Here is a 25,046-nt window from a genome sequence, read left to right on the forward strand (position 1 = left end):
TGTTGGATGAGCCTGAGGTGTATGGGCTGCCGCCGGATCCGGTGGTGACCACCCGGGACCTGCCGGCCATGTGGAAGCGCGCCGGCCTGGCGGCGATGACGATGGCGGTCGCCACGGCGGTCGCGTTCCTGGGCAGGCGGCCATGACCGACGCGACACCATCGAACGAGCCGGTCGGCGCCCGGTTCCGCGAGTTCCAGGCCGGCCTCGACCGGCCCGACGGGAAGCGCCAGCCCGGCAGGCGGCGCGGCGACGGCGAGCAGCTCACGGTGCCGCCGGCCGACTTCACCTCCTACTACGGCCGGCCGGTCCTCAAACCGCCGGTGTGGAAGCACGACATCGCCGGCTACCTGTTCACCGGCGGCCTCGCCGCCGGAAGTGCGCTGATCGGAGCGGGCGCCCAACTGACCGGACGGCCCGGGCTGCGCAAGGTCGGCCGCTGGACGGCCCTCGGCGGCGTCGCCGCCAGCACGTACCTGCTTGTCCACGACCTTGGGCGCCCGGACCGGTTCCACCACATGCTCCGGGTGGCCAAGCTGACCTCACCGATGTCGGTCGGCACCTGGATCCTCGCCGCGTTCGGGCCGCTGGCCGGTGTGGCCGCAGTCGCCGAGCTCGCGCCGCTGCTCCCGCAGCACGGTGTGTTCGGCCTCGCCCGCCGGATCGCACCGCCCGTCGGCAACGTCGCCGGCCTGGCCGCCGCGGCCACCGCGCCAGCGCTGGCCACGTACACCGGGGTGCTGCTCGCCGACACCGCCGTACCGTCCTGGCACGACGCCTACCCGTCGCTGCCGTTCGTCTTCGCCGGCAGCGCGCTCGCCGCCGCGTCCGGAGTCGCACTGATCGCGGCACCGGCCGCGGAGACCGCCCCCGTGCGACGACTCGCCCTGGCCGCCGCGGCCATCGAGCTGGGCGGCGGGCGTCAGCTGGAGCGGCAGGGACTGACCGGCGAGCCCTACACGCACGGACGCAGCGGCCGGATGGTCAAGGCGGGACGCACTCTGCTCGCCGTGGGCACCGCGGCGGCGCTGCTCAGCCGACGCAACCGGCTCCTGTCGGCGATCTCCGGCGCGGCCCTCGTGGCATCGTCCGTCGCCACCCGGTTCGGCGTCTTCGAGGCGGGAAGGGCGTCGGCACGCGATCCGAAGTACACGGTCGTGCCACAACGGGAGCGGCTCGATCAGAACGGCTCGGCTGCGCCCCACCAGCCCTGAGCGCCTCGGCCCGCAGCTCGACAACCCTCCCCGCCCGGGTGCGGACGACATCAGCCGGTGAACAGCTTCGCGGCGGTGATGGCGGTCTGGACGATGCCGTATCCGAGTAGCGCCGCGACCAGCAGCCACGACAACCAGAGCCGCCCGGTCTGGGTACCGACGTGCTCGGGCACCGGGGGCCTGCTCTCCGGGCCGAGGGCGACCGGCTCAGTGACGCTGGCGCGCGCCACAGGGGACGTTGGTCCCCGGTCGGGTTCATGGAACCGCGCTGGCACGGAACGGACCAGCAGGTTCGCGATGAACCCGACGGCGAGGATGCCGACCATGGTGAACAGCGCGGGCCGGTACGCCGACGCGGTGAGCGTGCCGGGCTTGCCCTGCGTGTCGAGGATCCCGTTGACGATCAACGGACCGGCAACGCCCGCGGCCGACCAGGCGGTCAGCAGCCGGCCGTGGATGGCGCCGACCTGGAAGGTGCCGAACAGGTCGCGCAGGTAGGCGGGCATGGTGGCGAAGCCACCGCCGTAGAACGAGATGATCGCGGCGGCGATCAGCACGAAGACCGCGGTCGCGGAGTGGCCGGCCACGGCGAGCAGTGCGTACAGCACCATGCCGACGCCGAGGTAGACCATGTAGATGGGCTTGCGGCCGATGAGGTCCGACGTCGTCGACCAGACGAATCGCCCGGCCATGTTGAACAGCGACAACACCCCCACGAAACCGGCCGCCGCGGACACCGAGATGGCGGTGGTCCCGTTGTCCCGGAAGAAGTCCTGGATCATCGGGCTGGCCTGCTCCAGGATGCCGATGCCCGCCGTGACGTTGCAGAACAGCACGATCCACAGCAGCCAGAACGACCGGGTACGTACGGCGTTCGTCGCGGACACGCTCGCCCTCGTCACCAGAGGCCGGGTGGCGACGGTCGCGGGGTCGAACCCGGCGGGCCGCCAGTCCGGCGGAGGAACCCGGACGTTGAACGGGCCGAACATCATGATCACGAAGTAGCCGATGCCGAACGTGACGAAGAGTGCCACGAGGGCATGCCCCGACGCCACAGCAGCAGGGTTGTTCGGGTTGTAGCCGGAGTCGTAGAGGGAGAGCAGTTGGCGCGCGAGCGGGCCGGCGACCAGGGCGCCGCCGCCGAACCCCATGATGGCAAGCCCGGTGGCGAGGCCGGGCCGGTCCGGGAACCACTTGATCAGTGTGGAGACGGGCGAGATGTAGCCGATGCCGAGCCCGATGCCGCCGATGACGCCGTATCCGAGGTAGAGCAGCCAGAGCTGATGGGTCGCGATGCCGAGCGCGCCGACCAGGAACCCCACGGCCCAGAAACAGGCGGAGACGAACATCGCCCGGCGCGGTCCGTTCCGCTCCACCCACCTGCCACCCACGGCCGCGGACGAACCCAACATGACGATGGCGATACTGAAGATCGCCCCGATCGCCGTCTGACTGGTGTCAAAGTGCGCGATGAGGGAGTTCTTGTAGACGCTCGTCGCGTAGACCTGGCCGATGCACACGTGCACGGCCAGTGCCGCGGTCGGGATGAGCCAGCGGCTGTATCCCGGGGGAGCGACAGTGTGCCGAGGATCGAATACCGACAGCATGGTCCGCACCTCCTGCGGCTGAGTAGGCCGGCGGCGGTGCAGAGCTGTCCGAAGCCTCGCAACGTCGTACTGCCTACTGGGCAGAATCCGCGCATACCCGGATCAGGCCGGGTCGGGAATCTCGCCGGACTCCCGGCAGTTGGCCGAGCGGTGCCGCCACAGTGGCGGCCCGGCGCACGTCCGGCGTCAGCCGTTGGCCGGCTGTACTTCACGTTACGTGGCAACCGGTTCACAGCTTGTCGTTACCGAAAAACGCGGCCACGTCATCGGGCGGCCAGCGCTGTGGGCGCAGAACGGGGGGCGGGCCCACCGGCCCGCCCCCCCGTATTGCTGTCGTACGGTTCAGTGAATCGCGGCCTTTGCGGCCGCCTCCTCCTGAGCGCGTCGTTCGTCCCCGCTGAGGGTGTGCAGCGGCTTCTCCTTGATGAACAGCACGACGATCAGCGCGAGCAGCGCGAACGGCGCGCCGACCAGGAAGAGGTCGGCGGTGGCGATGCCGTACACGTCCTGCACGATGCGCAGCACCGGCTCAGGCAGGGTGGACAGGTCGGGCACCTCAGCGGAGCCGCCGCCGGCCGTCGCCGCCGGGCCGAGCCGCTCGGCCGTCAGCGAGGTCACCCGGCTCGCCAGCACCGCGCCGAGGGCGCTGACCCCGATGGCGCCGCCCATGCTGCGGAAGAACGTCAGCGCCGAGGTGGTGGCGCCGAGTTCGTGGGCCGGCACGTCGTTCTGCGCGGCGAGCACGAGGTTCTGCATGAGCATGCCGACGCCGATGCCCAGCACGGCCATGTAGATCGACAGGACGACGACGCTGGTGTCGGCGTCGATGGTGCCCAGGAGCAGCATCCCGACGGTCATCACCGCGGCGCCGGCCACCAGATAGGCCTTCCACCGGCCGTACTTCGTGATGAGCTGGCCGGCCACCGTCGACGAGACGAGCAGACCGAAGATCATCGGAAGGCTCATCAGGCCCGCGACGGTCGGCGACTTGCCCAGCGAGATCTGGAAGTACTGGGACAGGAAGACGGTGCCGCCGAACATCGCCACACCGACCAGCACGCTGGCGATCGTGGCCAGCGAGACCGTGCGGTTGCGGAAGATGTCCAGAGGGACGATCGGCTCCGCCGCCCGCGACTCGACGGCCACGGCCAGCGCCAGCAGGACCAGACCGCCGATGACCATCAGGGCCGTCCAGCCGGAGGCCCAGTCGAACTTGTTCCCGGCCAGGGACGACCAGATCAGCAGCGTGGAGACGCCCGAGGTGATGAGCAGGGCGCCCAGCCAGTCGATCTTGGCCTTGCGGCGGACGACCGGCAGGTGCAGGGTGCGCTGCAGCAGGGCGATGGAGATGATGCTGAACGGGACCCCGATCAGGAAGCACCACCGCCAGCCCAGCCACGACGTGTCGACGAGCAGGCCACCGATCAGCGGACCGGCGATGGTGCCGACACCGAAGACCGCGCCGAAGATGCCGGCGTAGCGGCCCAGCTCACGCGGCGGGATCATCGCCGCCATGACGATCGTGGCCAGCGCCGTCATGCCGCCGGCGCCAACGCCCTGGACGACACGGCTGAGCAGCAGCACCTCGACGTTCGGCGTGAAGCCCGCGATGAGTGAACCCACCACGAACAGTCCCAGGGAGAGCTGGATCAGCAGCTTCTTGCTATACAGGTCGGCCATCTTGCCCCACAGCGGCACCGTGGCCGTCATGGCGAGCAGTTCGCTGGTGACGATCCACGTGTAGACCGTCTGGCTGCCGTTCAGATCGGCGATGATCCGCGGCAGCGCGTTCGCCACCACCGTGGAGGCGAGGATGGACACGAACATGCCGACCATCAGGCCGGAAAGGGCCTGGAGAACCTCCCGACGCGACATGCGCGTGCCGACATCGGCGGTGTCGGCGGGCGGGGCGGTTGTGGTCATTGACGCTCCCTTGTCGGGTTTGTAGCGGAGTGACTGGCCCCGGAGCTGATGCGGCGGGGCGGGGACTGGTGGGGTCAGGAGGGGTGTGGCGGATCCGGAAGGCCGGCGGCGACGGCGGCGAACGCCTCGTCCACGAAGTCGCGCAGGGGGCGGGTGTCGTCGCTGGCGGCCCAGCGCAGCATCGCGGTGTGGAAGGAGGCACTGGTGACAGCGATGATCAGCGGCGGGAGGCCGTGGTCGGGACCTACGCCGAGGCGGGTGGCGATGACCGTGACCATGGCCCGCTCGGTCGCGATGTTGCCGGCTATCAGCCGCGGCAGCAGCGCGGGATTCTGGGCGATGACCGCCAGCCGTAGTCGCCACAACTCCCGGTCGGCCTGCATCGTGTCGATCGCCTCGTCGAGGGCGAGCCGGACCGCCTGCAACGCCGGCACCTGCGCAGGGACGGCGGCCAGACGCGCCACGACCGGGGTGCCGTCGAGCGCCGGGTCGTCGGTGAGCGCCTCGTCCTTGCAGGTGAAGTAGTTGAAGAAGGTACGCGAGGAGACGTCGGCGGCCTCGCTGATCTCCTCCACCGTCACGTGCTCCAAGCCGCGTTCGGCGACCAGCCGCAGCGCGGCGGCGGTCAGCGCGGCCCGCGTCAGCCGCTTCTTGCGGTCCCGACGCCCGGTGGCAGCGTGGTCGGTGTCGGTCACGCGAGCGAGGCTAGGAGCCAACTTGCGGAGGCTGCAAGTTTTTAGTCTGTGAAGTGATTTTCCTGACCCGTGCTGCCTAGGCGACCACCGACGGGTCCGGTCGCTCGGTGCGGGGCACGGCGCCGGTGGTCTCCAGGATGAGCGCGGCGACCAGGTCCGGGTCGTCGCTCATCGGCACGTGCCCGCAGCGGGGCAGCGTCACCACCCGGGCTGCCGGCAGGCCGGCCCGGGCGCGCTCGGCCTGGTGGACGCCGAAGATGCGGTCGCAGTCGCCCCAGCCGATGGTCACCGGCACCGTCGCGTCGGACAGCCGGGGGCAGTCGAAGCGGTAGTGGCGGGCGGCTCGGGCCACGGCGTTGAAGCCGAGCCCTCGCCGCAGGGCGAGCGCGTCGCCCAGCGCGCGGTCGACGTCCAGCAGCGCCGGGCGGGCCATCAGCGGCGCGAAGCACAACGCCCGCAGGTACGCCGAGCGCAGCGCGAGCCGCATGATCGGGGTGGGCAGGTACGAGTTGGCCCGCAAGATCTTGAGGATGGCCAGCGCCCGTCGGCGCTCCGCCGGCGTGAAGAAGCCGGCGGGGGAGAAGGCGGTGGCCGAGGCGACCGCCCCGGTGGCGGCAAGCTCCAGGCCGATCGCCCCACCGAGGCTGTAGCCGGCCACATGCGGACGCTCCAGCCCCCACTCGGTCAGGACCGGTAGGACCGAGGCCACGGTGGCGGCCATGTCGGCGGGCATGCCGGCGCCGGGCACCGGGGAGTTCCCGAAGCCGGGCAGGTCGAGCGCGATCACCTCGTGGTGGGCGGTGAGCCGGTCGAACACCGGCTCCCAGGCCTGGTGGCGGTGACCGATGCCGTGGATGAGCACGAGCGGCTCACCGCTGCCCGCGCGACGGAAGTGAACGGTCATGACCGCCCTCCCACCGACGTCCTGCCGAAGGAACGCCCGAGCTGGCGTACCTCGTCCTCCATCTGGCCGACCATCGTCTGGCCGCCGAACCGGGTGATCAACGCGTCCGAGAGGCCGCTCAGCACCACCGGCCGCAGCGCCTGCACCATGGCGAGCGACCGTGGCACGTACACCTTGCGTTTGCGGCGCTCGATGCCGCGCAGCAGGGCGTCGACGCACTGCTCGACGGGTACGACGGTGGACAGCGGCCACGGCAGCCGGCGCAGCGCGGTGCGGAACGATGCCAGGTCGTCACGGATGTCGCGGACCAGGTCGGTGTCGATCCAGATCGGATGTGCGGTACCGACGGTGACGCCGCGTGCGCGGGTCTCCAGGCGCAGCACGTTGGCGAACTGCTCCACGCCCGCCTTGGACGCGCAGTAGGCGGCCATGCCGGGCATCGCCGTGAAGGCGGCGGCTGACGAGACGATCAGGACGTGGCCACGGGCGGCGGTGACGTGGGGAAGCGCCGCGCTGACCGTGCGGATCGCGCCGCAGAGGTTCACCTCGACGGTACGGACCAACGCGTCGACCGGCCCCACGGCGACGGTACCGAGGTTCGCGATGCCCGCGTTCGCCACGACCACGTCGATGCCGCCGAAGCGGTCCACCGTGGAGGCCACCGCGGCGTCCAGCGCCGCCTGGTCGGTGACGTCGCACTCGTACCAGTGCGCATCGAGGTCGGCGCCGAGCTGCTTGAGCAGCTCGCCTTCCAGACCCACGACGGCGACCTGGGCGCCGCGGGCGACGGCCTCGCGGGCCATCTGCGCCCCGATGCCGCGTGCCGCGCCGGTGATGAGCATGGTCTTGCCCGCCAGGTCATACCGCATCGGCGTGCTCCCGTTCCGGATCGTTGGGGGTGTTGCCGGCCGTGGCGATCCGGTAGTCGGCCGGGCGGAACCGGCGCAGCCGCATCCGGAAGCTGGTGGCGAAGCCCGGCCAGATGGTGGTGTTGCGGCCGGTGGCGTCGAGGTACCAGCTCGAACAACCGGTCTGCCAGACGGTGCCGGTCATCTTCCGGTCGATCCGTTCGGTCCAGCGTCGTTGCGCCTCCGCGGTGGGCTCGATGGCCTGGATGCCCTTGGCCCACATGTGCCGCAGGGCCGCGAGCACCAGGTGCAGCTGCGCCTCGATCATCAACACCACGGAGGTGTGCCCGAGCCCGGTGTTCGGGCCGAGCAGGAAGAACAGGTTGGGGAAGCCGGCGATGGTGGTGCCCCGGTACGCGTGCATGCTGGGGGTCCAGGCCTCGCCCAGACTGCGCCCGCCACGGCCGTGGATGCGCCGCACGACTGGGGAGTCGGTGACGTGGAAGCCGGTGCCGAGGATGATGGTGTCCGCCCGGTGGTGTCCTCCGTCGGCGGTAACCAGGCCATCCGGCACGATCCGAGCGATGCCGGCGGTGACCACGTCGACGTTCGGCCGGGTGAGCGACGGCCAGTAGTCGTTGGAGATCAGGACCCGCTTGCAGCCCATCGCGTACCGAGGGGTGAGCTTGTCCCGCAGCTGCGGGTCGGTGACCTGACGCCGCAGCGTACGCAGGGACAGCCGCGAGGCGAGCCGGTTGACCGCCGGGTGCAGGAAGCCCAGGCCCATGGTTTCGCGTACCAGATAGAGCCCTGCCCGGACGGCCCGCTGCGCGCCGGGCACGGTGCGGAACACGGCCTGCTCGACCCGGCTGATCCGGCGCGACAGCCTCGGCATGATCCACGCGGGGGTGCGCTGGAACAGCGTCAGCTTCTCGACCGTCGGCTGGATCTGTGGCACGAGCTGGACAGCCGAGGCGCCGGTGCCGATGACCGCGACGCGGCGGCCGGTCAGGTCGTGGTCGTGTTGCCAACGGGCGGAGTGGAACACCGTGCCGGCGAACTCGTCGATCCCGGGCAGGTCGGGGATGGCGGGGTCGCTGAGCGGGCCGGCCGCACAGATCAGGACCCGGGCGGTGTGGTCGCCGCCGGAGGTGCGCAGCAGCCAGCGTTGGCGCTGGTCGTCCCAGCTCGCAACCCGCACCTCGTGGCGCAGCCGCAACTTCGGGCGTAAGCCGAAGCGGTCGACGCAGCCGCGCAGGTAGTCCCAGATCTCCGGCTGGCTGGAGAAGGTGTTCGACCAGCGGGGGTTGGGGGCGAAGGAGAAGGAGTAGAGGTGCGACGGGACGTCGCAGGCGCAGCCGGGGTAGCTGTTGTCACGCCAGGTGCCCCCGACGTCGTCACCCCGGTCGAAGACGAGGTAGTCGGTGAAGCCGGCCCGCTGGAGGCGGATGGCGGCGCCCAGACCGCCGAAACCGGCGCCGATAATGGCAACGTCTGATTCCATCACTCCTCCAGAGGCTCGGACACGGCACCCGGTTCGGCCAACGGCGGCCAGGGCGGATCGCCCACGCCGGTGATCCGTACGCCGCCCCACGGGTCGACCTCGGCCAGTCGGGCGGGCCGGACGCGGTCGGCGATGCGTAACTCGACGTCGCGCCGGCCGGAGCGCAGCAGGCGGGCCACCCGTGGCTCGGGCTCGATCCGCCCACCCCAGTGGTAGCGGCCGTCGACCGGCTCCCACCGTCCACTGAGGTGAACCCGGACCGAGGTGCCCTCGACGCCCGCAGGGCCGTGGTAGCTCACGGCACGATCCGCTCGTGGGCGCGGGTGAGCTCGCGCGGCAGGTCGGCGCTGGCCCGGACCCCCTCGATTCCGCTCCACAGCAGAGCGGTCAGGTAATCGGTGAGGGCCGCCCGGCTGATCGGCTGGCCGTGCGTGGTCCACCAGTCGCCGACCGCCTGTACGAAGCCCACCAGGCCGTACGCCCACGGCTCCGCCGGGCCGGCGTCCAGGCCCAGCGAACGCAGCCGGTCGCCGATCACCCGGGCCAGCCCGGCGGCCACCTGCCGGCTGGTGCCGGCGACCACCTGGTGGATGCCGGGGTCGCCAGACTGGTGCATCAGGAACCGGTAGAGCCTCGGCTCCGACTCGATCACCCCGAGGTACGCGTCGATCGTCGCCTCGACCAGGTCACGTTCCTCGCGGACCTGCGCGACCGCCGGCGCGATGGTGTCGACCACGCGCGCCGCCACCACCTCGCTCACCGCGACCCAGAGCTGCGACTTGTCGGCGAAGTAGCGGTAGAGGACCGGTTTGCTGACGCCTGCGGTCGCGGCCACCTGGTCCATGTCGGCCTCCGGCCCGTGCCGCAGCAACGCCTGCACGGCGGCCCCGACCAGCTCCCGCCTTCGTTGCTCACGATGGTCGGCCCAGCGGTCCCGGCGGCCGTTGCCCTTTGCCTTCGGATCGCCGTCAGAGGGCGGAGGCGGCGGGTCGGTTGCATTGACATCCGTGAGCGGCGATTGCATGCTACTACTCGTAACAGTTACCGGTCGTCACGTCAATATGGAGGAGCCATGGAGGCCGCACCGACGGAGACCGAGCGCGCGGCGGTCGCCGAGCGACTACTCACGTCCTCACTGCGGACCAGCTACGACCCCACTGTCGAGATCGACTGGGATGCCCCGCACACTCCGGGCGCCTACTGGCTCCCGCCGCACCGCAGCAGCCTCTACGGCACGCCGCTGTGGGAGCAGCTCAGCGAGGAGCAGCGCGTCGAGCTCACAAGCACGAGGTGGCCAGCGCGGCCAGCGCCGGGCTGTGGTTCGAGACGATCCTCATGCAGATGCTGATCCGGGAGTACTACGGCGCCGACCCGACCAGTCCGCAGGCCCAGTACGCGCTGACCGAGGTGGCTGACGAGTGCCGGCACTCCATCATGTTCGGCCGGCTGATCGAGGCGATGGGCTGCCCCGTCTACCGGGCGAGCACGGTGGATCACCACCTCGGGCGCTTCCTGAAGGCCACCGCCAGCGGTCCCCGGATGTACGCCGCGATCCTCATCGCGGAGGAGATCCTCGACGCGTTCCAGCGCGAGATCATGGCAGACGAGTCGCTCCAGCCGCTCATCCGGATGGTCTCCCGCATCCACGTGGTCGAGGAGGCGCGACACGTCCGGTTCGCCCGCGAGGAGCTGGCCGGCGCAGTCGCGGCCACCGGCCCGGTGGGCATGGCGTACGCCCGACTGTTGGTCGGGCGGGCCGCCTACACGATCGCCAACCGCCTAGTCCATCCCGACGCGTACGCGGCGGTGGGTATCTCACCGGCGGTCGGCCGGGCCGCTGCCCGCGCCAACCCGCACTGGCGTGCCACCCTGCGCTGGTCGGCGGCGCGGGTGCACACCAACCTGGCGGGCGTTGGCCTGGTGGCTGGGCCAGGGCGTCTGCTGTGGACCCGGGCCGGGCTGATCTGACCCGTCGTCGCCAGGGTGACTCCGGCGAGGCAGCGCGGAACTGCCCACATCAGGCACCGGTCAGGCCCGGCCGATCCGCGGCTCCTGACGGTCGGTCAGCCGCAACCCGACACCCCGCACCGCCTCGATCGTGGCACCGGTGCCGAGGTCCTGTAGCTTGCGCCGCAGCCGCTTCACCAGGGACTGGACGTCCGCCTTGCGCTCCAGCCCCTCGTCGCGCCAGACCGACCGGTGCAGCTCTTCGTAGCTCCAGACCCGGACCGGCGCGGTCGTCAGGCAGGTCAGCAGGTCGTGCTCCAATCGGGTCAGGTCGATCTCGCGGCCCTCGCAGCGGGCGGTGGATCGGGCCGAGTCGATGACCAGGGCGTCGCTCGGGGCGGCGGGTGCTGGCTCGGGTGGCGTCCCGGCCAGCTGTTGCGGAGCAGCGATCAGCCGGCGCAGCTCGTCGAGGTCGGCCACCAGCAGCAGCGGTGCGATGCCGTCGAGGCGCTCCGCGAGCCGGATGCGCTCGGTCGGCGATGGGGTCACCGCGATCAGCAGCGGGAACGGCTCGTCGGCCGGATCAGCCCCATCCAACATCGCTTCGTCGTCCTCGGCCACAGCACCGCCCGGGATCGATGGGCATCCCTGCCCAGTTCTTGTCACGCCCCTGACAATGATTGGCAGGCACGCTGCCCAGCCTGGCAACGGTTAGCGACAAGTTGCTCACGGCAAGTTCTTGATCGTCCTTTCTTCTCGATCATAGTGTCCACTCGGGCAACCGGCGTGACCCGCGCGGTGCATGGGGGGGCATGGAAGGGTTCGTTCACTCGGTCCATCGAGACGAACCTTCTGCACCTTCACATGGCCCATTTCACCCTGGGTCGTTCTGAGGGAGGCAGCACCGATGTTCAGACGTCCACAATGGCGGCGCACAGCCAGATCACTGGTGAGCGCTGGTGCGGCGATGATCCTCGCCGCAACATGCATGGTCAGCATCGGCTCGGCCGCGCAGGCCGCGCCCGGCGGCGGGATGGGCACGGGTACCCCGGTCGGAGACAAGATCCGACCGGAGCTGGCAAAGCAGCTCCAGGCCAAGAGCGAAGGGGACTTCTGGATCCGGTTCAAGGACCGGGCGGACCTGAGCAAGGCCAGTGCCATCAAGGACTGGGCGAAGCGTGGCACGGCGGTTGCGGACGCACTGCGCAAGACCGCCGCCGAGAGCCAGGGCAAGATCCGGGCCGAGCTTGACGACTCGGGCGCGAAGTACCAGACCTTCTGGGCGACCAACGCCATCAAGGTGAGCAGCGGCTCCCTGGCGATGGTGCAGAAGTTCGCCTCCCACGCAGAGGTCGAGGGCTTGTACGCCCCGGTCGCCTACAAGGTGCCCGAGACCACCAAGGGCAGCGACGAGAAGACCGTGAACGCCCTCGAGTGGGGCATCGCGAACATCAACGCCGACGACGTCTGGTCCCAGTACGGCGTCACCGGCGAGGGCATCACCATCGCGAACATCGACACCGGCGTGCAGTTCGACCACCCGGCGTTGGTCAACTCCTATCGCGGCAACAACGGCGACGGCACGTTCGACCACAACTACAACTGGTTCAACGCCGCCGGGACCTGCGCCACCGCACCCTGTGACGGCGATGGCCACGGCACGCACACGATGGGCACCATGGCCGGCTCCGACGGCGCGAACCAGATCGGTGTCGCCCCGGGGGTCAAGTGGATCGCGGCGAACGGTTGCTGCCCCAGCGACGCCGCCCTGATCACGTCCGGTCAGTGGATGCTGGAGCCGGTCGACCTCAACGGCCAGAACCCGGACGCCAGCAAGCGACCGAACGTCATCAACAACTCGTGGGGCAGCCAGAACCCCTCCACCGAGCCCTTCATGGAGGACGTGACGCTGGCCTGGGCCGCGTCGGGGATCTTCGGAGTCTGGTCCAACGGCAACAGCGGGCCGGCATGCCAGACCAGTGGTTCGCCGGGCAGTTCGGTCAGCAACTACTCGACCGGCGCGTACGACATCAACAACAACATCGCCGGTTTCTCCGGCCGGGGTCCCGGGCAGAACGGCGACATCAAGCCCAACATCTCGGCGCCCGGCGTGAACGTCCGGTCGAGCCTTCCGGGCAACGCCTACGGCAGCGCCAGCGGCACCTCCATGGCCGCCCCGCACCTCGCGGGTACGATCGCGCTGCTGTACTCGGCGGCGCCGTCGCTGGTCGGTGACATCGACGCGACCCGTGCGCTGCTCAACGGCGCCGCGATCGACAAGGCCGACGCCCAGTGCGGTGGCACCCCGGCGGACAACAACGTCTACGGCGAGGGCCTGCTGGACGCGCTCGCGCTGCTCAACGCCGCCCCGACCGGCGACACCGGCACCCTGGCCGGCACGGTCACCGACGCGGCCACCGGCGCCCCGATCGCCGGTGCGACCCTGACGCTCACCGGCCCGACCGCGCGCGAGGTGAGCACCGGTACCGACGGGAAGTACTCGACCCAACTCCCGGTCGGCGACTACCAGGTCGCCGTGGCGGCGTTCGGGTACGGCAGCACCACGAAGCCGGCGACGGTCACCGATGGCGCCACCACGACGCTCGACGTCGCGCTGACGGCGGTGGCGAGCGTCAACGTCACCGGAGCTGTCACCGACGGCTCCGGACACGGCTGGCCGCTCTACGCGAAGGTCACCGTGCAGGGTGTGTCCGGCGTGTACGACTACACCACGCCGGTGAACGGCCGCTACAGCATCACGCTGCCGGCCGGGCAGACCTACACGCTGAAGTACGAGTCGCAGTACCCGGGCTACCAGACGGTCACCAAGGAGGTGGTCGTCGCCTCGGGTAACGTCACCGCCAACGTCGCGGTACCGGTGAACACCACCACCTGTACGACGGCGCCCGGATACACCTTCGGCTCCGACGGTGAGTACGAGACCTTCGACGGCACCACGGTGCCGGCCGGCTGGTCCGTTGTGGACAACAAGGGCAACGGCCAGGTCTGGAAGTTCACCGACGACGGCAGCCGCGGCAACCTGACCGGCGGCACCGGCAACTTCGCGATGATCGACAGTGACGCGTACGGCGCGGGCGGGAGCCAGGACACCTCGCTGGTCAGCCCGGTGGTCAACCTGACCGGGGTCACCGCCCCGGTCATCCGGTTCAACCAGGACTTCAACCAACTGGCCAGCGACCGCGGCGATGTCGATCTGAGCATCGACGGCGGGGCCACCTGGACGAACGTGCTCCGGCAGGCGACGGACGTCCGGGGGCCGAAGGTCACCGAGATCCCGATCCCGCAGGCGGCCGGCCAGGCGCAGGTCCAGGTCCGGTTCCACTACTACGACGCCTCGTACGAGTGGTGGTGGGAGGTCGACAACGTACTGATCGGCAGCCAGGTCACCTGCGTGCCGGTCGACGGTGGTCTTGTCGTCGGCAACGTCCGTGACAAGAACGACAACAGCTACATCAACGGTGCCACCGTCACCAGCGACGACCGGCCCGCCGAGAAGGGCGTCACCGTGGCGACCCCGGACGACCCGGGACTGGCCGACGGCTTCTACTGGATCTTCTCGACGCTGACCGACACGCACAAGTTCACCGCGAAGGCCGGCAACTACGTCAGCCAGAGCAAGCAGGTCGACGTCCAGGCAGACTGGGCCACCGCCGCGAACTTCGTGCTGGCGGCCGGCCGGCTGTCGGTGGCACCGACCCAGCTGAGCGCGACGGTCCAGATGCCCAGCGGCAAGGCCAGCAAGACGTTCACGGTGACCAACACCGGCGGCGCGCCGGTCGACGTCGAGTTCAGTGAGCGCGACAACGGGTTCGAACTCCTCCGGGCGGACGGGTCCCGGGTGACCAGGCAGCAGGTGCTCGGTTCCAGCGGCGCGCCGGAGCAGCGGCTCACCGTGCCGACGTCGTTCGCCGCCAAGGCGTCCGGCAAGGCGGCGACGGCGACCTCCACCGCGGTCAGCCCACAGGCTGCGCCGTGGACGGACATCACCGACTACCCGTCCAACATCATGGACAACCGTGTGGTGAACCTGGACGGCAAGGTCTACTCGATCGGCGGTGGCGACGGCAGCGCCTCCACCACGAAGAACGTCGCCTACGACCCGGTCGCGCAGACCTGGACGCCGGTCGCCGACCTTCCCGGCGCCCGCAACGCCCTGACGGTGGGCGTCGTGGGCGGGAAGATCATCGCCACCGGTGGCTGGGGTGCCTCCGGGCCGGACTCGGCCACCTGGTCGTACGACCCGGCGGCCAACACCTGGACCGAGCTGGCCGACAACCCGGCGCCGCGAGCCGCTGCCGGCCAAACGGTCGTCGACGGCAAGCTGTACGCGATCGGTGGCTGCACCACGGCCGCCTGTACGCCGATGTCGAACAGTGTCGTCCGGTACGACCCGGCCAGCGACACCTGGGAGACGCTGGCCAACTACCCGAAGTCGGTGGCCTTCGCCTCCTGCGGAGGGATCGACGGCACGGTCTACTGCACCGGTGGCAATGACGGCGCTGCCGCGCAGAAGTCCAGCTACGCCTTCGACCCGGGTGCCAACACCTGGACCGCCATCGCCGATGCGCCGGTCGACAACTGGGCCAGCTCGTTCGCTGTTGCGAGCGGCAAGCTCCTCGTCGTCGGTGGTTCGCAGGGTGGAGCCATCAGCAACGCCGGCTTCGCCTACGACCCGGCCACCAGCTCGTGGTCCAACCTGCCGAACGCCAACACCGCGCGCTACCGCGGTGGCGCGGCGTGCGGCTTCTACAAGATCGGCGGCTCGTCCGGCAACTTCAACGCGGCGCCGGACAGCGAGGTGCTGCCCGGGTTCGAGGGTTGTGCCGAGGCGGCGGCCGATGTCAGCTGGATGACGATCGACAAGTCGGCCGTCACCCTCGCGCCGGGTCAGAAGGTCACGGTCACCGTCGGGATGACGGCGAACGTCGATCAGCCGGGCACCTACTCCGGCTCGGTGGGGATCAAGGAGAACACGCCGTACACGGTGGCACCCGTCGCGGTGACCATGAACGTGACGCCTCCGAAGACCTGGGGCAAGCTGCTGGGCACGGTGACCGGGACCAGCTGCCAGGGTGCGACCTCGCCGATTGCCGGTGCGGTGGTCCAGGTCGACTCGTGGGCGATGTCGTGGACCTTCGCCACCGACGCCCAGGGCAAGTACGCCTACTGGGTGGACCGCCGGAACAACCCGCTCACGATGATCGTCGCCAAGGACGGCTGGAAGCCCCAGACCCGTCAGACGAAGGTCAACACCACCACGCCCACCGTGGAGGACTTCGGGTTGTCTCCCGTTCGGTGCTGACGTCTGAGCGGTAACACCATCCGGCCCGCCTGGTCACTGACCAGGCGGGCCGGACCAGCTTCGCCGGCGGTGAGCCGGAACGACACGATCCGGGGGCGCCGCAGCCGCGGCGCCCCCGGATTGCCGGTCGCGATCAGACCGGGGCGAGCCGGAAGCCGACCCCACGCACCGCGTGGATCGTCGCGGCGGCGTTCAGCCGGGCGAGTTTGCGGCGTACCCGTCGGATGACCGAGTGCATGTCGGACCCGCGGCCGAGGTGCCTGTTGCCCCAGACCTCAAGGTGCAGGCGCTCGTACGTCCAGACCTGTCCGGGTGCGTCGACCAGGCAGAGCAGCACGTCGTGCTCCAGCCGGGTCAGGTCGATCTCCTGGTCGCGCCACCGCAGCACCCGGCGGTCGGAATCGACGGCCAGCTCGGGTGGTGGCGGCGAGTGCGTGCTCTGCGCCGCCTCGGCGACCACCGCCTGAGCGGGGGGAGTCGCCGTGGCGACGGGAGGCACCTCGACCACCCCGAGGAACTCCCGTGCCTGCTCGACGCTTGAAACAATCAGGAATGCGTCGCTCCCACCGAGCAGCCGCGCCAACTGTCGGCGTTCGGCCGGCGAGGACGCGATGCCGATCACCAAGGAGGCGGCCGGAATCCCCTGCATTTCCCCAACCCCTTCCGGTTCCCCAACTCGCTCCGGATGGTTTTTCGCACCGCCGACCGAAAATATCGATCAATCGATGTCCTGACCTTAGTGGTGGCTCGTCTCGGTCGGGTAAAACATAGTTGCATGTAAGCATATGAATGAGCGTTCAGGTGCGGGCAAGCCGTTCGGGGGCGGCTTCGTCGGTTTTGCCGGGAACCCACCGGAAGTTGTGACAGAACGAAGACAATCCGCGGACGGTGCCCGGACGTGGCGAGCGGAGCATGGCCGACATGTCCCTCGGATCGCCGTACCACGTCGGGCGGTCGGCACCGGGCCCGCAGCCGGCGGGACCGCTGCCACCGGTCCGCGCAGCCACGCCCCTCGGCCTGCCTCTGCTCGGTGCGGCCCTGGGTCACCTGGTCGTCCTGGGCCTGATCTGCGTCGTGTTCGTACGGACCTACCCCGGCCAATGGCTGGACGGACTGCTCCTGCCGCGTGCCGAGCGGGGCGGAGGGTACGAGCAGCAGACCGTCCTGGTCGGTCCGTCCAAGACCGTGCTGGCAGCCTTCGGCAGCCCTGTGCTCCTGGCCGTCCTGCTCGGCGCGGTGTTGCTGGTGGGTCTGCTCGGCCGGCGGTTGCTTGCGGGAGTCGTGGGTATCGGCATGGTGCTCACCGCGGTGGTGGTGGCCGGAGCGGTCAAGTCGATGCTTCCCCGTTCGGACTTTCAGATCGAGAGTTCAACCACCCACAACAGCTTTCCCAGCGGTCATGTCGCCGCCGCGACGGCCCTGCTGCTGGCGTTCATGCTGGTCCTGCCCGGGTGGGCCCGACGATGGCTGGCGGTACCGGGCGCGGTGGGCGTCTCGGTGATCGCCTCGGCCACCATGATCGCGGGCTGGCACCGGTTCAGCGACGCGCTCGGCGGTGTTCTGCTGGGCGTGGCGCTGTTCTGCCTGGCCGCGGCGGCGCTGGCGGGCTGGCGCCGGGACGCTGATCCGGGCGGCGTCACCGGCCCGCGCGGTGGGCAGGACAGTGGCACCCTGTGGCGCGGGCTGATCGAGGGGGCGGTGGGGCTGGTCGTGCTGGTCTGGGCGCTTCTGGTGGTCGGACCGGGTCTGGACGCATCGGTGCAGCGGGGGACGCTCGTCGCCATCGTCGCGGCGACCGGATTGACGATGCTGTCGGTGGTGTCGGTGGTGTTCCTGGTGCGGTCGGCGAATTTTATCGGCCCGATGCATTCGCGGCATCGTGCCCAGCCGGAGCCGGCAGTGAACATTCGGGACGGCGGGACAGCGCAGGGTTGATACCCAACCTCCAGGACATCGACAAAAGGCTAAACCAAATCATGATGCGATACTTGGCGACATGTCCCAGGTCCTGCTGATCGAAGATCACCAGACGGTGCGCGACGGACTGCAGTTGGCGCTCACCCGACAGGGCCACACGGTGGATGCCGTGGCGACCGGTGAGCAGGGGCTGGAACGGTTGCGCGCGGCCTCGTCCGACGTCGTGATCCTCGATCTCATGCTGCCCGGGATGGATGGGTTTGAGGTCTGCCGCCGGATCCGGCAGCTCGGCGACCTGCCGATCATCATGCTGACCGCCCGCAACGACGACATGGATGTGGTGGCGGGCCTGGAGGCCGGCGCCGACGACTACGTGGTCAAGCCGGTGCAGCCCCGGGTGCTTGAGGCGCGCATCCGCGCGGTGCTGCGACGGACCGCTGGCGAGTCGCGACGTAGCGGCGGCGAGCGGTCCGGCGTGGAACAGCACGGTGCCCTGACCATCGACCGGGCGGCGCTGGTGGTCAGCAAGGGCGGGCAGCCGGTCAGCCTCGCCCCGACGGAGCTGCGCCTGCTGCTCGAACTCTCGTACACGCCGGGACAGGTGCTGAGCCGACAGCAGCTGCTGTCGGCCGTGTGGGAGCACGGATACCTCGGCGACTCGCGGCTGGTGGACGCCTGTGTACAGCGGCTGCGCGCCAAGATCGAGGACGACTCGTCGGTGCCGGTCTTCATCCAGACGGTACGCGGTTTCGGATACCGGTTCGGGCCGCTGTGAGGCTGTGGCGCTGGGCCGGCGGCCAGGCGTCGGGCCTGCGGGTTCGGCTGCTGCTGGCCTTCGCGTTGCTGGGCATGACCACCACCGCGGTGGTGGCCAGCGGAAGCTACTTCCAGGCCCGGAGGGTGATCCTCCAGCAGGCGCAGGACGCCGCGGTGGTGTCGCTGACCGAACAGCTCACGGAGGTCTACCCGGTACGCCAGCTCCCGCCGTCCCAGGAGGTGCTCGACGCGTTGTCCCAGCGCCTCTCCGACCGGGACGGAGACGTGGTAATCCTCTACCGTGACATGCGGGCGCAGGGCGTGCAGTTCCCCGAGCCGGTCAGCCCGGAGCTGCGGCAGGCGGTCGAGAGTGGCCTCGTCGCCTGGCAACGCGTTTCGCGCGACGGTCAACCCATGCTGCTCATCGGGACCCAGCTGAGGCTCGAGCGACCCGATGGCACTGCCCAGCCGTCCGGGCTGGAGGTCTATGCGCTGCGCAGCCTCGCCCCCGAACAACAGAGCATCGACCGGCTCGCCACCCTGGCGTGGCTGACCGGTGGGCTCTCCCTGGTCCTCGCCGTCCTGCTGGCCCTGCTGGCCGCCCAAGGCGTGCTCCGGCCGGTACGCGAGCTGGGACGGGCGGCGCGCCGGCTCGGCGAGGGCGACCTGACAACCCGGCTGGTGGTTCGGGGCGCCGACGAGCTGGCCGACGTGGCGCGGACCTTCAACGACACGGCGGGGACGCTGGAGCGACAGGTCGGCGAGCTGCGGCGGATGGAGTCCGACGCCCGGCGCTTCGTGGCCGACGTGTCGCACGAACTCCGTACGCCCCTGGCCGCGATGACGGCGGTCACCGACGTGCTGGACGAGGAGGCCGACCGGCTGCCGGGGGATGCCGGCAAGGCCGCCCGGCTCGTCAGTCAGGAGACGCAGAACCTCACTCGGCTGGTCAACGACCTCATCGAGATCAGCAGGTTCGACTCCGGCACGGCGCGGCTCGCCCTCGACGACGTCGACGTGGCCGCGGCGGTGAGCGCCACCCTGCGGATCCGGGGCTGGGCCGATCGGGTGCGGACGGAACTGCCGCCCGGAATCGTCGCCCGGCTGGATCCCCGCCGGCTGGACGTCATCGTCGCCAACCTGGTCGGCAACGCCTTCCGGCACGGGGCCGAGCCGGTCTCCGTGGACCTGCGCGCCGAACCGGACTGGATCACCATCGAGGTCCGCGATCAGGGGCCCGGGCTGGACCAGGAGGTGCTGCCGCACGTCTTCGACCGCTTCTACAAGGCGGACACCGCGCGGACCCGCACCGAGGGCAGCGGTCTGGGCCTCGCCATCGCATGGGAGAACGCCCGCCTGCACCGGCACGCCGGGCAGCAGGGAAGTCTCGTCGCCGGCAACGGTCCGACCGGTGGCGCGGTGTTCACGCTCCGCCTGCCCCGGGTGGCGGCGGGCGCCGGAGGCGTACGGTGACCGGCCGTCGGGCGGCTCGGGCGCTGCTCGCCGGCGGGCTTCTGCTCACGCTGCTCGTGGCGGGCTGCGGGGTCCGGCCCAGCGGCGTCATCACCGGCAGCGCCGCGACGACCGGTCCGTCCGCGGGAGTCAGGCTCTACCTGCTCGCGCACGGGCAACTCGTGTTGGTCATCCGCCCGACCAAGATGGACGCCTCGCCGGAGGAGACGCTCCGGATGTTGGCAGCGGGTCCGGACGACTCCGAGTGGAGACAGGGGCTCACCAGCGAGGTGCCGGTCGGCCTCGTCCCGGCCTCCCTGGTGACGGTGACGGTGACGGGCGACCAACCCGGCCTCACGGTGACGATGGTGGGTGCCGTCATGTCCTTGTCGGGGACCGCGGCCGACCAGATCGTCTGCACCGTGATCGGCACCACGGCGGTCGCCGGTCTGGCCGACAGTTTCGTCCCGGTCACCGTCGCCGGCCCGGATGGCGCCCGCCCGCCCCGGTTCTGTCCGATCAGGTGACCGGGGCGAGGGGCGCTCACACCAGATCGACCGCCCGTGCCGGCCGGGGCAACCCGCCGGAGCGGGACCGGCCCTGGTCGGCCAGCGCGCCGGAGATCAGGATGTCGAGCAGGTCGGCGAACCCGATCCCGGCCTGCTGCCAGATCTGCGGGAACTGCGATGCGGTGGTGAACCCGGGGAAGGTGTTGACCTCGTTCACGATGGGCTCCGCGGACCCCTCGGCGGGCAGGAAGAAGTCGACCCGGAGCAGCCCGCGGCAGTCGAGGGCGTGGAAGGCGCGGATCGCGCGGTCCTGAAGCACCTCGGTGGTGGCCGGGTCGAGCGGTGCGGGGATCTGGAAAACCGCCCCGCCGTCGTACTTGGCGTCGTAGTCGAAGAAGCCCGTGCCGCTCACCCGGATCTCCAGGGGCGGACCGGCCTGCACCCGGCCGTCAGGATGCTGGAGGACGGCCACGTCGATCTCACGTCCGCGCGCCCCCTGCTCGACCAGGACCTTCGGGTCCACCTCCCGGGCCTGCTCCAGCGCAGCGGGAAGTTCCGCCCAGTCGGTCACCCTGACGACGCCCAGGCTGGAGCCGGCCCGGGCGGGCTTCACGAAGACCGGCAGGCCCAGCCGTCGCCGGTCGGCCGGGGACAGTTCCTCGCCGGGACGCAGGGTCACCCCGGGGCTGACCCGCAGGCCCTCCGCGTTGAGGAGCCTCTTGGTGACTCCCTTGTCCATGCCGGCGGCGCTGGCGAAGACGCCGTTGCCGACGTACGGCACGCCGAGCCAGCCCAGCAGCGACGCCACGGTGCCATCCTCGCCGTACGGGCCGTGCAGGGCCGGGAACACCACGTCCTGGGCGCGTAGCACGCGCAGCGCGTGGGGGAGTGGGGTCGGGCGGCCGTCGACGTGCCACCCGCCGTCCCGGTCGATGAGCACCTCGGTGACCTGGTACCGGTCGCGGTCCAGCCCGGCGAGGATGCTCGCCGCCGAGCGGCGGGACACCTCGTGCTCGCCGCTCTGCCCGCCGTACAGCACTGCCAGTCGGGTTGTCATGAAACGTCCGCCCTTTCGTGGAGGTGGTCGCGGGCCACCCGGGCCCCGATGCCGGTCAAGATCTCGTTTGGGTTGGTGCCGGCCCACCGCGCCCACTCGGCGACCGTCGGTTGGGCGAGGTCGTCCCCTTCGGGGCCGAACACCACGACCGGGTCGCCGAGCGCCACGGGAAGGTCGCCCGCGTCGACCACGCACTGGTCCATGGCGATGCGCCCGACGATCGGGCAGCGCCGGCCGCCGAGCCACACCGCGGCGCGGCTCTCGGCGGCCCGGGTGAGGCCGTCGGCGTAGCCGAGCGGCAGCAGGGCCAGCGTGGTCGGCGCCGAAGTCACGTACTCGGGTCCGTAGGAGACACCCGTGCCCGCGGGCACCCGCTTCACGTTGACGACAGTCGTGCGCAGCGTCATCGCGGCGCGGAGCCCGAACTCACTGGGCCCGGTACCGCCGAACGGGTCCACGCCGTACAGGGCGAGCCCGATCCGGCAGAGGTCGAAGCGGGTCCGGGGTGCCGACAGCGCGGCAGCCGAGTTGGCCAGGTGGACCAGGTCGGGGTCGAGGCCGGCGGACCGGGCGACCCGCAACGCCTCCTCGAAGGTCGCCACCTGCCGGGCCAGCCCGGGGCTGCCCGGTACGTCCGCATCGGTCAGATGGGACCACACGCCGCGCACCCGGACTCCGCCCTCCCGCTCGTACTTGCGGGCCCAGGCGACCAGTTCGTGCCAGTCGTCCCCGCGGGCTCCGTTGCGGGACATGCCGGTGTCGGCCTTGAGCTGCACCAGCGCGGGTACGCCGAGCCGGTGGGCCGCGTCGACGACGGCGTGCAGGTGGGTCGTCGTCGACACGCCGACGTCGACGCCGGCGCTGATCAGGCTGGCGAAGTCGTCGTCCGGGCGGTGCAACCAGCTCAGGGTGGGCGCGGTGATGCCGGCGCTGCGCAGGGCCAGCGCCTCGGATGCCGAGGTCACCCCCAGCCAACCCGCGCCGGCGCGCAGCGCGGCACGGGCGACCATCACCGCGCCGTGGCCGAACCCGTCCGCCTTCACCACCGCCATCAACTCGGTGCCGGTGACCGACGCGATCGTCCGGACATTGCCGGCGATCGCCCCGAGGTCGACCACCGCCTCGGCCAACGCGCTCATCCGGCCGCCTCCAGCCGGCGGAGTACGGTCCGGCGGTCGCCGGGGAGGGCGAACAGCCAGCGCGCGTGCACCGCCAGCAGCCCGCGGTGGATGGCCAGGCTCACGCCGATCACGAGCCCGGTCAGCAGGATCGGGTAGCCGAGCACGATCAGGTCCTGCCCGACGCGGTCCAGCTGGGAGGCCGGTGCGAGCAGCAGCCGGTGCAGCAGGGCCAGGACCGGCATGTGGATGACGTAGATCGGCAACGTGTTGCGGCCGAGCGTGCTGAGTCGGCGGCTGAGGGCGGGCCACCGGCCCAGTTGGGCGGCCGCGGTGACGCCGAACGCGACCGCCACAACGGAGACCTCCGGCCACACGCCGAACCATCGCTGGGCGCCGACCGTCGCCATCGCGGCGAGCGCGAGGACGTAGGCACCCGAGGTCAGCGCGAGGCGGCGCCGGGTGGCGGTTGCCGCCCACCACTCGATCTGCGGTCGCAGGTACAGGCCGGCGAGGAAGAAGATCAGGTTCTGGTACAGGCCGGCGCGGTTGCCCGGTGCGTCGAGCAGGCCGGCGGCGGCGACGGCGGACAGCGCCGCGGCGGGTACGAGGACCAGCACCCGGGGCGCCCGGAGGGCCACCTTGGCGACCGTGAAGTAGAGCGCCAGGGCGTACAGGTACCAGAGGTTCGAGGGCGTGATCGTGAGCTGTTCCAGCAGACCGAGGGCGGACGTGGCGCGGTCGGTCGGGAAGTCCGGGGCCGCGGCGAAGATCACGGTGTGGATCAGCAGCCAGACGGCGTACAGGTAGAGGAAGCCGGCGATCCGGCTGCGGGCGACGACCCGCCAGGGGCGCTGGACGGCGGTAGCCGCGAAGACGCCGGAGATGGTGAAGAACAGCGGCATCCGCAGCGGCAGTAACTGCTCGCCCAGCGTCCCCCACAGGCCCGGCACCGGTACGCCGACGTGCCAGTCGATCTGCAGGTAGTCCTTGACGACGACGTGCCACAGGACGACGAGGATGATGCAGGCGCCCTTCGCGGCGTCGGCCCACTCCGCTCGGCGTGGCTGTCCCGGGGCGGGGCTGGACAGGGTCCAGGGCCTCCGGTGGCGGAACCGGGCGCGCGCCACCTCAGGCGCGTACCCGGTGGGCCGGGAGTCGGTGGATGTCGGCTGGGGGATCACTCAGCAGAAGGTGTCAGCCGGATATCCGCGCGTGATCCACGAATTGTCATGAACCGGTAATGGAAATCCCCGGACCTCACCCGCCGTCGGCCTGCTCGACCCGCGGGTCTGTGGCGTCGACGACCACTAGGCTCGGTTCGGAGGTGTCGAGAATGAAGCTCGGACTGCACTACTGGACGTACTCGACCCCGGCCGAGCCGGCGGCGATCGCACCGACCCTGGCCGAGGCGGCCACCACCGCCGAACAGGCCGGCGTCGCGTCGTTCACGGTGATGGACCACTTCTTCCAGATGGACGCGGTGGCCCCGGCCGAGGAGCCGATGTTGGAGGCGTACACGACGCTGGGCTTCGTCGCCGCGAAGACCCAGCGGATGACGCTGGGCGTGCTGGTCACTGGCGTGATGTACCGGTATCCGGGGCTCCTCGCCAAGATCGTCAGCACTCTCGACGTGCTCTCCGGCGGTCGGGCCCGGCTCGGCATCGGCGCATCCTGGTACGAGCGGGAGCAGCGCGGCCTCGGCGTGCCCGTGGTGCCGGTGGCCGAGCGCTTCGAGCGGCTGGAGGAGACGCTGCGGATCTGCCTGCAGATGTGGGGTGACGACAACGGGCCGTTCAACGGACAGCACTACCAGCTCGCCGAGACGATCAACTCGCCCCAGCCGTTGAGCCGTCCGCACCCGCCGATCATGATCGGCGGCGGCGGCGAGAAGAAGACGCTGCTCCTGGTGGCCCGGTACGCCGACGCGTGCAACCTGTTCGGCACGGCCGCCGGCGCCGACGAGGTGGCGCGCAAGCTGGAGGTGCTGCGGGGGCACTGCGTCGCCGAGGGCCGCGACTACGACACCGTCGAGAAGACCGTGGTCGCCCACCGGCCACCGTTGGCCGACGTCGACGCGTTCCTCGCCGAGGTTGCCGACTACGCCGCGCTCGGGGTCACCGAGGTGCAGGTCACGCCGGATCGCCACCCGGTGGAGTTCGCCCAGCGGCTCGGCGACGAGGTGCTGCCCCGGTTGGCCGACATCGGCTGATCCCGGTACGGCACCAGGGGCTGCCCTCCACCGAGCGGAGGACAGCCCCTGGTGAATAGCT

Annotated in this window: 20 protein-coding genes and 2 pseudogenes; 9 read left to right on the top strand and 13 right to left on the bottom strand. The window is 70.7% G+C overall.

Annotated features, from left to right (window positions below):
* Positions 1–146: pseudogene (locus ABZV00_RS34160) on the top strand (4Fe-4S ferredoxin); the annotation flags it as partial.
* Positions 143–1,213: an NrfD/PsrC family molybdoenzyme membrane anchor subunit gene (nrfD, locus tag ABZV00_RS34165; protein ID WP_355613868.1), complete on the top strand. Its 1,071-nt coding sequence runs from the start codon at positions 143–145 to the stop codon at positions 1,211–1,213. The pseudogene ABZV00_RS34160 and the gene nrfD, both read left to right, overlap by 4 nt.
* A 50-nt stretch (positions 1,214–1,263) precedes the next feature.
* On the opposite strand, the gene ABZV00_RS34170 is transcribed toward nrfD, so the two are convergent.
* From ABZV00_RS34170 to ABZV00_RS34205, 8 genes are all read right to left on the bottom strand, one after another.
* On the bottom strand, positions 1,264–2,820 hold the full coding sequence (locus tag ABZV00_RS34170) for an OFA family MFS transporter (protein ID WP_355613870.1): 1,557 nt from the start codon (positions 2,818–2,820) through the stop codon (positions 1,264–1,266).
* A 342-nt stretch (positions 2,821–3,162) separates the two neighbouring features.
* A complete protein-coding gene (locus ABZV00_RS34175; RefSeq protein WP_328415825.1) occupies positions 3,163–4,743 on the bottom strand; it encodes an MDR family MFS transporter in 1,581 nt (526 codons plus the stop codon).
* 74 nt (positions 4,744–4,817) lie between these two features.
* On the bottom strand, positions 4,818–5,438 hold the full coding sequence (locus tag ABZV00_RS34180; RefSeq protein ID WP_355613872.1) for a TetR family transcriptional regulator: 621 nt from the start codon (positions 5,436–5,438) through the stop codon (positions 4,818–4,820).
* Positions 5,439–5,514: 76 nt separating this feature from the next.
* Positions 5,515–6,342: an alpha/beta fold hydrolase gene (locus ABZV00_RS34185; protein ID WP_355613874.1), complete on the bottom strand. Its 828-nt coding sequence runs from the start codon at positions 6,340–6,342 to the stop codon at positions 5,515–5,517.
* The gene (locus ABZV00_RS34190) at positions 6,339–7,211 is read right to left on the bottom strand and encodes an SDR family oxidoreductase (RefSeq protein WP_355613876.1); all 873 of its coding nucleotides are present in this window, start codon (positions 7,209–7,211) and stop codon (positions 6,339–6,341) included. Before ABZV00_RS34190 ends, ABZV00_RS34185 begins: the two co-directional genes overlap by 4 nt.
* On the bottom strand, positions 7,201–8,694 hold the full coding sequence (locus tag ABZV00_RS34195; protein ID WP_355613878.1) for an NAD(P)/FAD-dependent oxidoreductase: 1,494 nt from the start codon (positions 8,692–8,694) through the stop codon (positions 7,201–7,203). The genes ABZV00_RS34190 and ABZV00_RS34195 overlap by 11 nt, the downstream gene beginning before the upstream one ends.
* Entirely contained in the window at positions 8,694–8,993 is a 300-nt protein-coding gene (locus ABZV00_RS34200; protein ID WP_328415836.1) for a DUF4873 domain-containing protein, read from the bottom strand. Before ABZV00_RS34200 ends, ABZV00_RS34195 begins: the two co-directional genes overlap by 1 nt.
* Entirely contained in the window at positions 8,990–9,718 is a 729-nt protein-coding gene (locus ABZV00_RS34205; RefSeq protein WP_355613880.1) for a TetR/AcrR family transcriptional regulator, read from the bottom strand. The genes ABZV00_RS34200 and ABZV00_RS34205 overlap by 4 nt, the downstream gene beginning before the upstream one ends.
* Positions 9,719–9,766: 48 nt before the next feature.
* On the opposite strand from ABZV00_RS34205, the pseudogene ABZV00_RS34210 reads away from it, so the two are divergent.
* Positions 9,767–10,662, top strand: a pseudogene (locus ABZV00_RS34210) (diiron oxygenase).
* Positions 10,663–10,722: 60 nt separating this feature from the next.
* Here the strand turns inward: ABZV00_RS34210 and ABZV00_RS34215 are convergent.
* Positions 10,723–11,241 carry a winged helix-turn-helix domain-containing protein gene (locus ABZV00_RS34215; RefSeq protein WP_355613882.1) on the bottom strand — a complete coding sequence of 173 codons (519 nt, stop codon included), beginning with the start codon at positions 11,239–11,241 and terminating at the stop codon, positions 10,723–10,725.
* Positions 11,242–11,590: 349 nt separating this feature from the next.
* Between ABZV00_RS34215 and ABZV00_RS34220 the strand changes: the two genes are divergently transcribed.
* Entirely contained in the window at positions 11,591–15,964 is a 4,374-nt protein-coding gene (locus ABZV00_RS34220) for a S8 family serine peptidase (protein ID WP_355613884.1), read from the top strand.
* Positions 15,965–16,097: 133 nt separating this feature from the next.
* On the opposite strand, the gene ABZV00_RS34225 is transcribed toward ABZV00_RS34220, so the two are convergent.
* On the bottom strand, positions 16,098–16,613 hold the full coding sequence (locus ABZV00_RS34225; protein ID WP_355613886.1) for a winged helix-turn-helix domain-containing protein: 516 nt from the start codon (positions 16,611–16,613) through the stop codon (positions 16,098–16,100).
* A gap of 272 nt (positions 16,614–16,885) precedes the next feature.
* Here ABZV00_RS34225 and ABZV00_RS34230 point away from each other — a divergent pair, with 272 nt between their 5' ends.
* The 4 genes from ABZV00_RS34230 (at position 16,886) to ABZV00_RS34245 (ending at position 20,616) form a co-directional block, all read left to right on the top strand.
* Complete coding sequence (locus ABZV00_RS34230; RefSeq protein WP_355613888.1) at positions 16,886–17,899, top strand: phosphatase PAP2 family protein; 1,014 nt, start codon at positions 16,886–16,888, stop codon at positions 17,897–17,899.
* A 61-nt stretch (positions 17,900–17,960) separates the two neighbouring features.
* Entirely contained in the window at positions 17,961–18,656 is a 696-nt protein-coding gene (locus tag ABZV00_RS34235; RefSeq protein WP_355613890.1) for a response regulator transcription factor, read from the top strand.
* Complete coding sequence (locus ABZV00_RS34240; RefSeq protein ID WP_355613892.1) at positions 18,653–20,110, top strand: HAMP domain-containing sensor histidine kinase; 1,458 nt, start codon at positions 18,653–18,655, stop codon at positions 20,108–20,110. Before ABZV00_RS34235 ends, ABZV00_RS34240 begins: the two co-directional genes overlap by 4 nt.
* On the top strand, positions 20,107–20,616 hold the full coding sequence (locus tag ABZV00_RS34245; protein WP_328415850.1) for a hypothetical protein: 510 nt from the start codon (positions 20,107–20,109) through the stop codon (positions 20,614–20,616). The genes ABZV00_RS34240 and ABZV00_RS34245 overlap by 4 nt, the downstream gene beginning before the upstream one ends.
* 16 nt (positions 20,617–20,632) lie before the next feature.
* On the opposite strand, the gene ABZV00_RS34250 is transcribed toward ABZV00_RS34245, so the two are convergent.
* The 3 genes from ABZV00_RS34250 to ABZV00_RS34260 are packed head-to-tail and all read right to left on the bottom strand — an operon-like array spanning position 20,633 to position 23,957.
* Entirely contained in the window at positions 20,633–21,655 is a 1,023-nt protein-coding gene (locus ABZV00_RS34250; protein ID WP_355613894.1) for a D-alanine--D-alanine ligase family protein, read from the bottom strand.
* On the bottom strand, positions 21,652–22,794 hold the full coding sequence (alr, locus tag ABZV00_RS34255; protein ID WP_355613896.1) for an alanine racemase: 1,143 nt from the start codon (positions 22,792–22,794) through the stop codon (positions 21,652–21,654). The genes ABZV00_RS34250 and alr overlap by 4 nt, the downstream gene beginning before the upstream one ends.
* Positions 22,791–23,957 carry an acyltransferase family protein gene (locus ABZV00_RS34260; protein WP_355613898.1) on the bottom strand — a complete coding sequence of 389 codons (1,167 nt, stop codon included), beginning with the start codon at positions 23,955–23,957 and terminating at the stop codon, positions 22,791–22,793. The genes alr and ABZV00_RS34260 overlap by 4 nt, the downstream gene beginning before the upstream one ends.
* A gap of 152 nt (positions 23,958–24,109) precedes the next feature.
* Between ABZV00_RS34260 and ABZV00_RS34265 the strand changes: the two genes are divergently transcribed.
* Complete coding sequence (locus tag ABZV00_RS34265; RefSeq protein WP_328415857.1) at positions 24,110–24,985, top strand: LLM class F420-dependent oxidoreductase; 876 nt, start codon at positions 24,110–24,112, stop codon at positions 24,983–24,985.
* Positions 24,986–25,046 lie beyond the last annotated feature (61 nt).

Source organism: Micromonospora sp. NPDC005173 (assembly GCF_040608515.1).
Taxonomy (GTDB): Bacteria; Actinomycetota; Actinomycetes; order Mycobacteriales; family Micromonosporaceae; genus Micromonospora.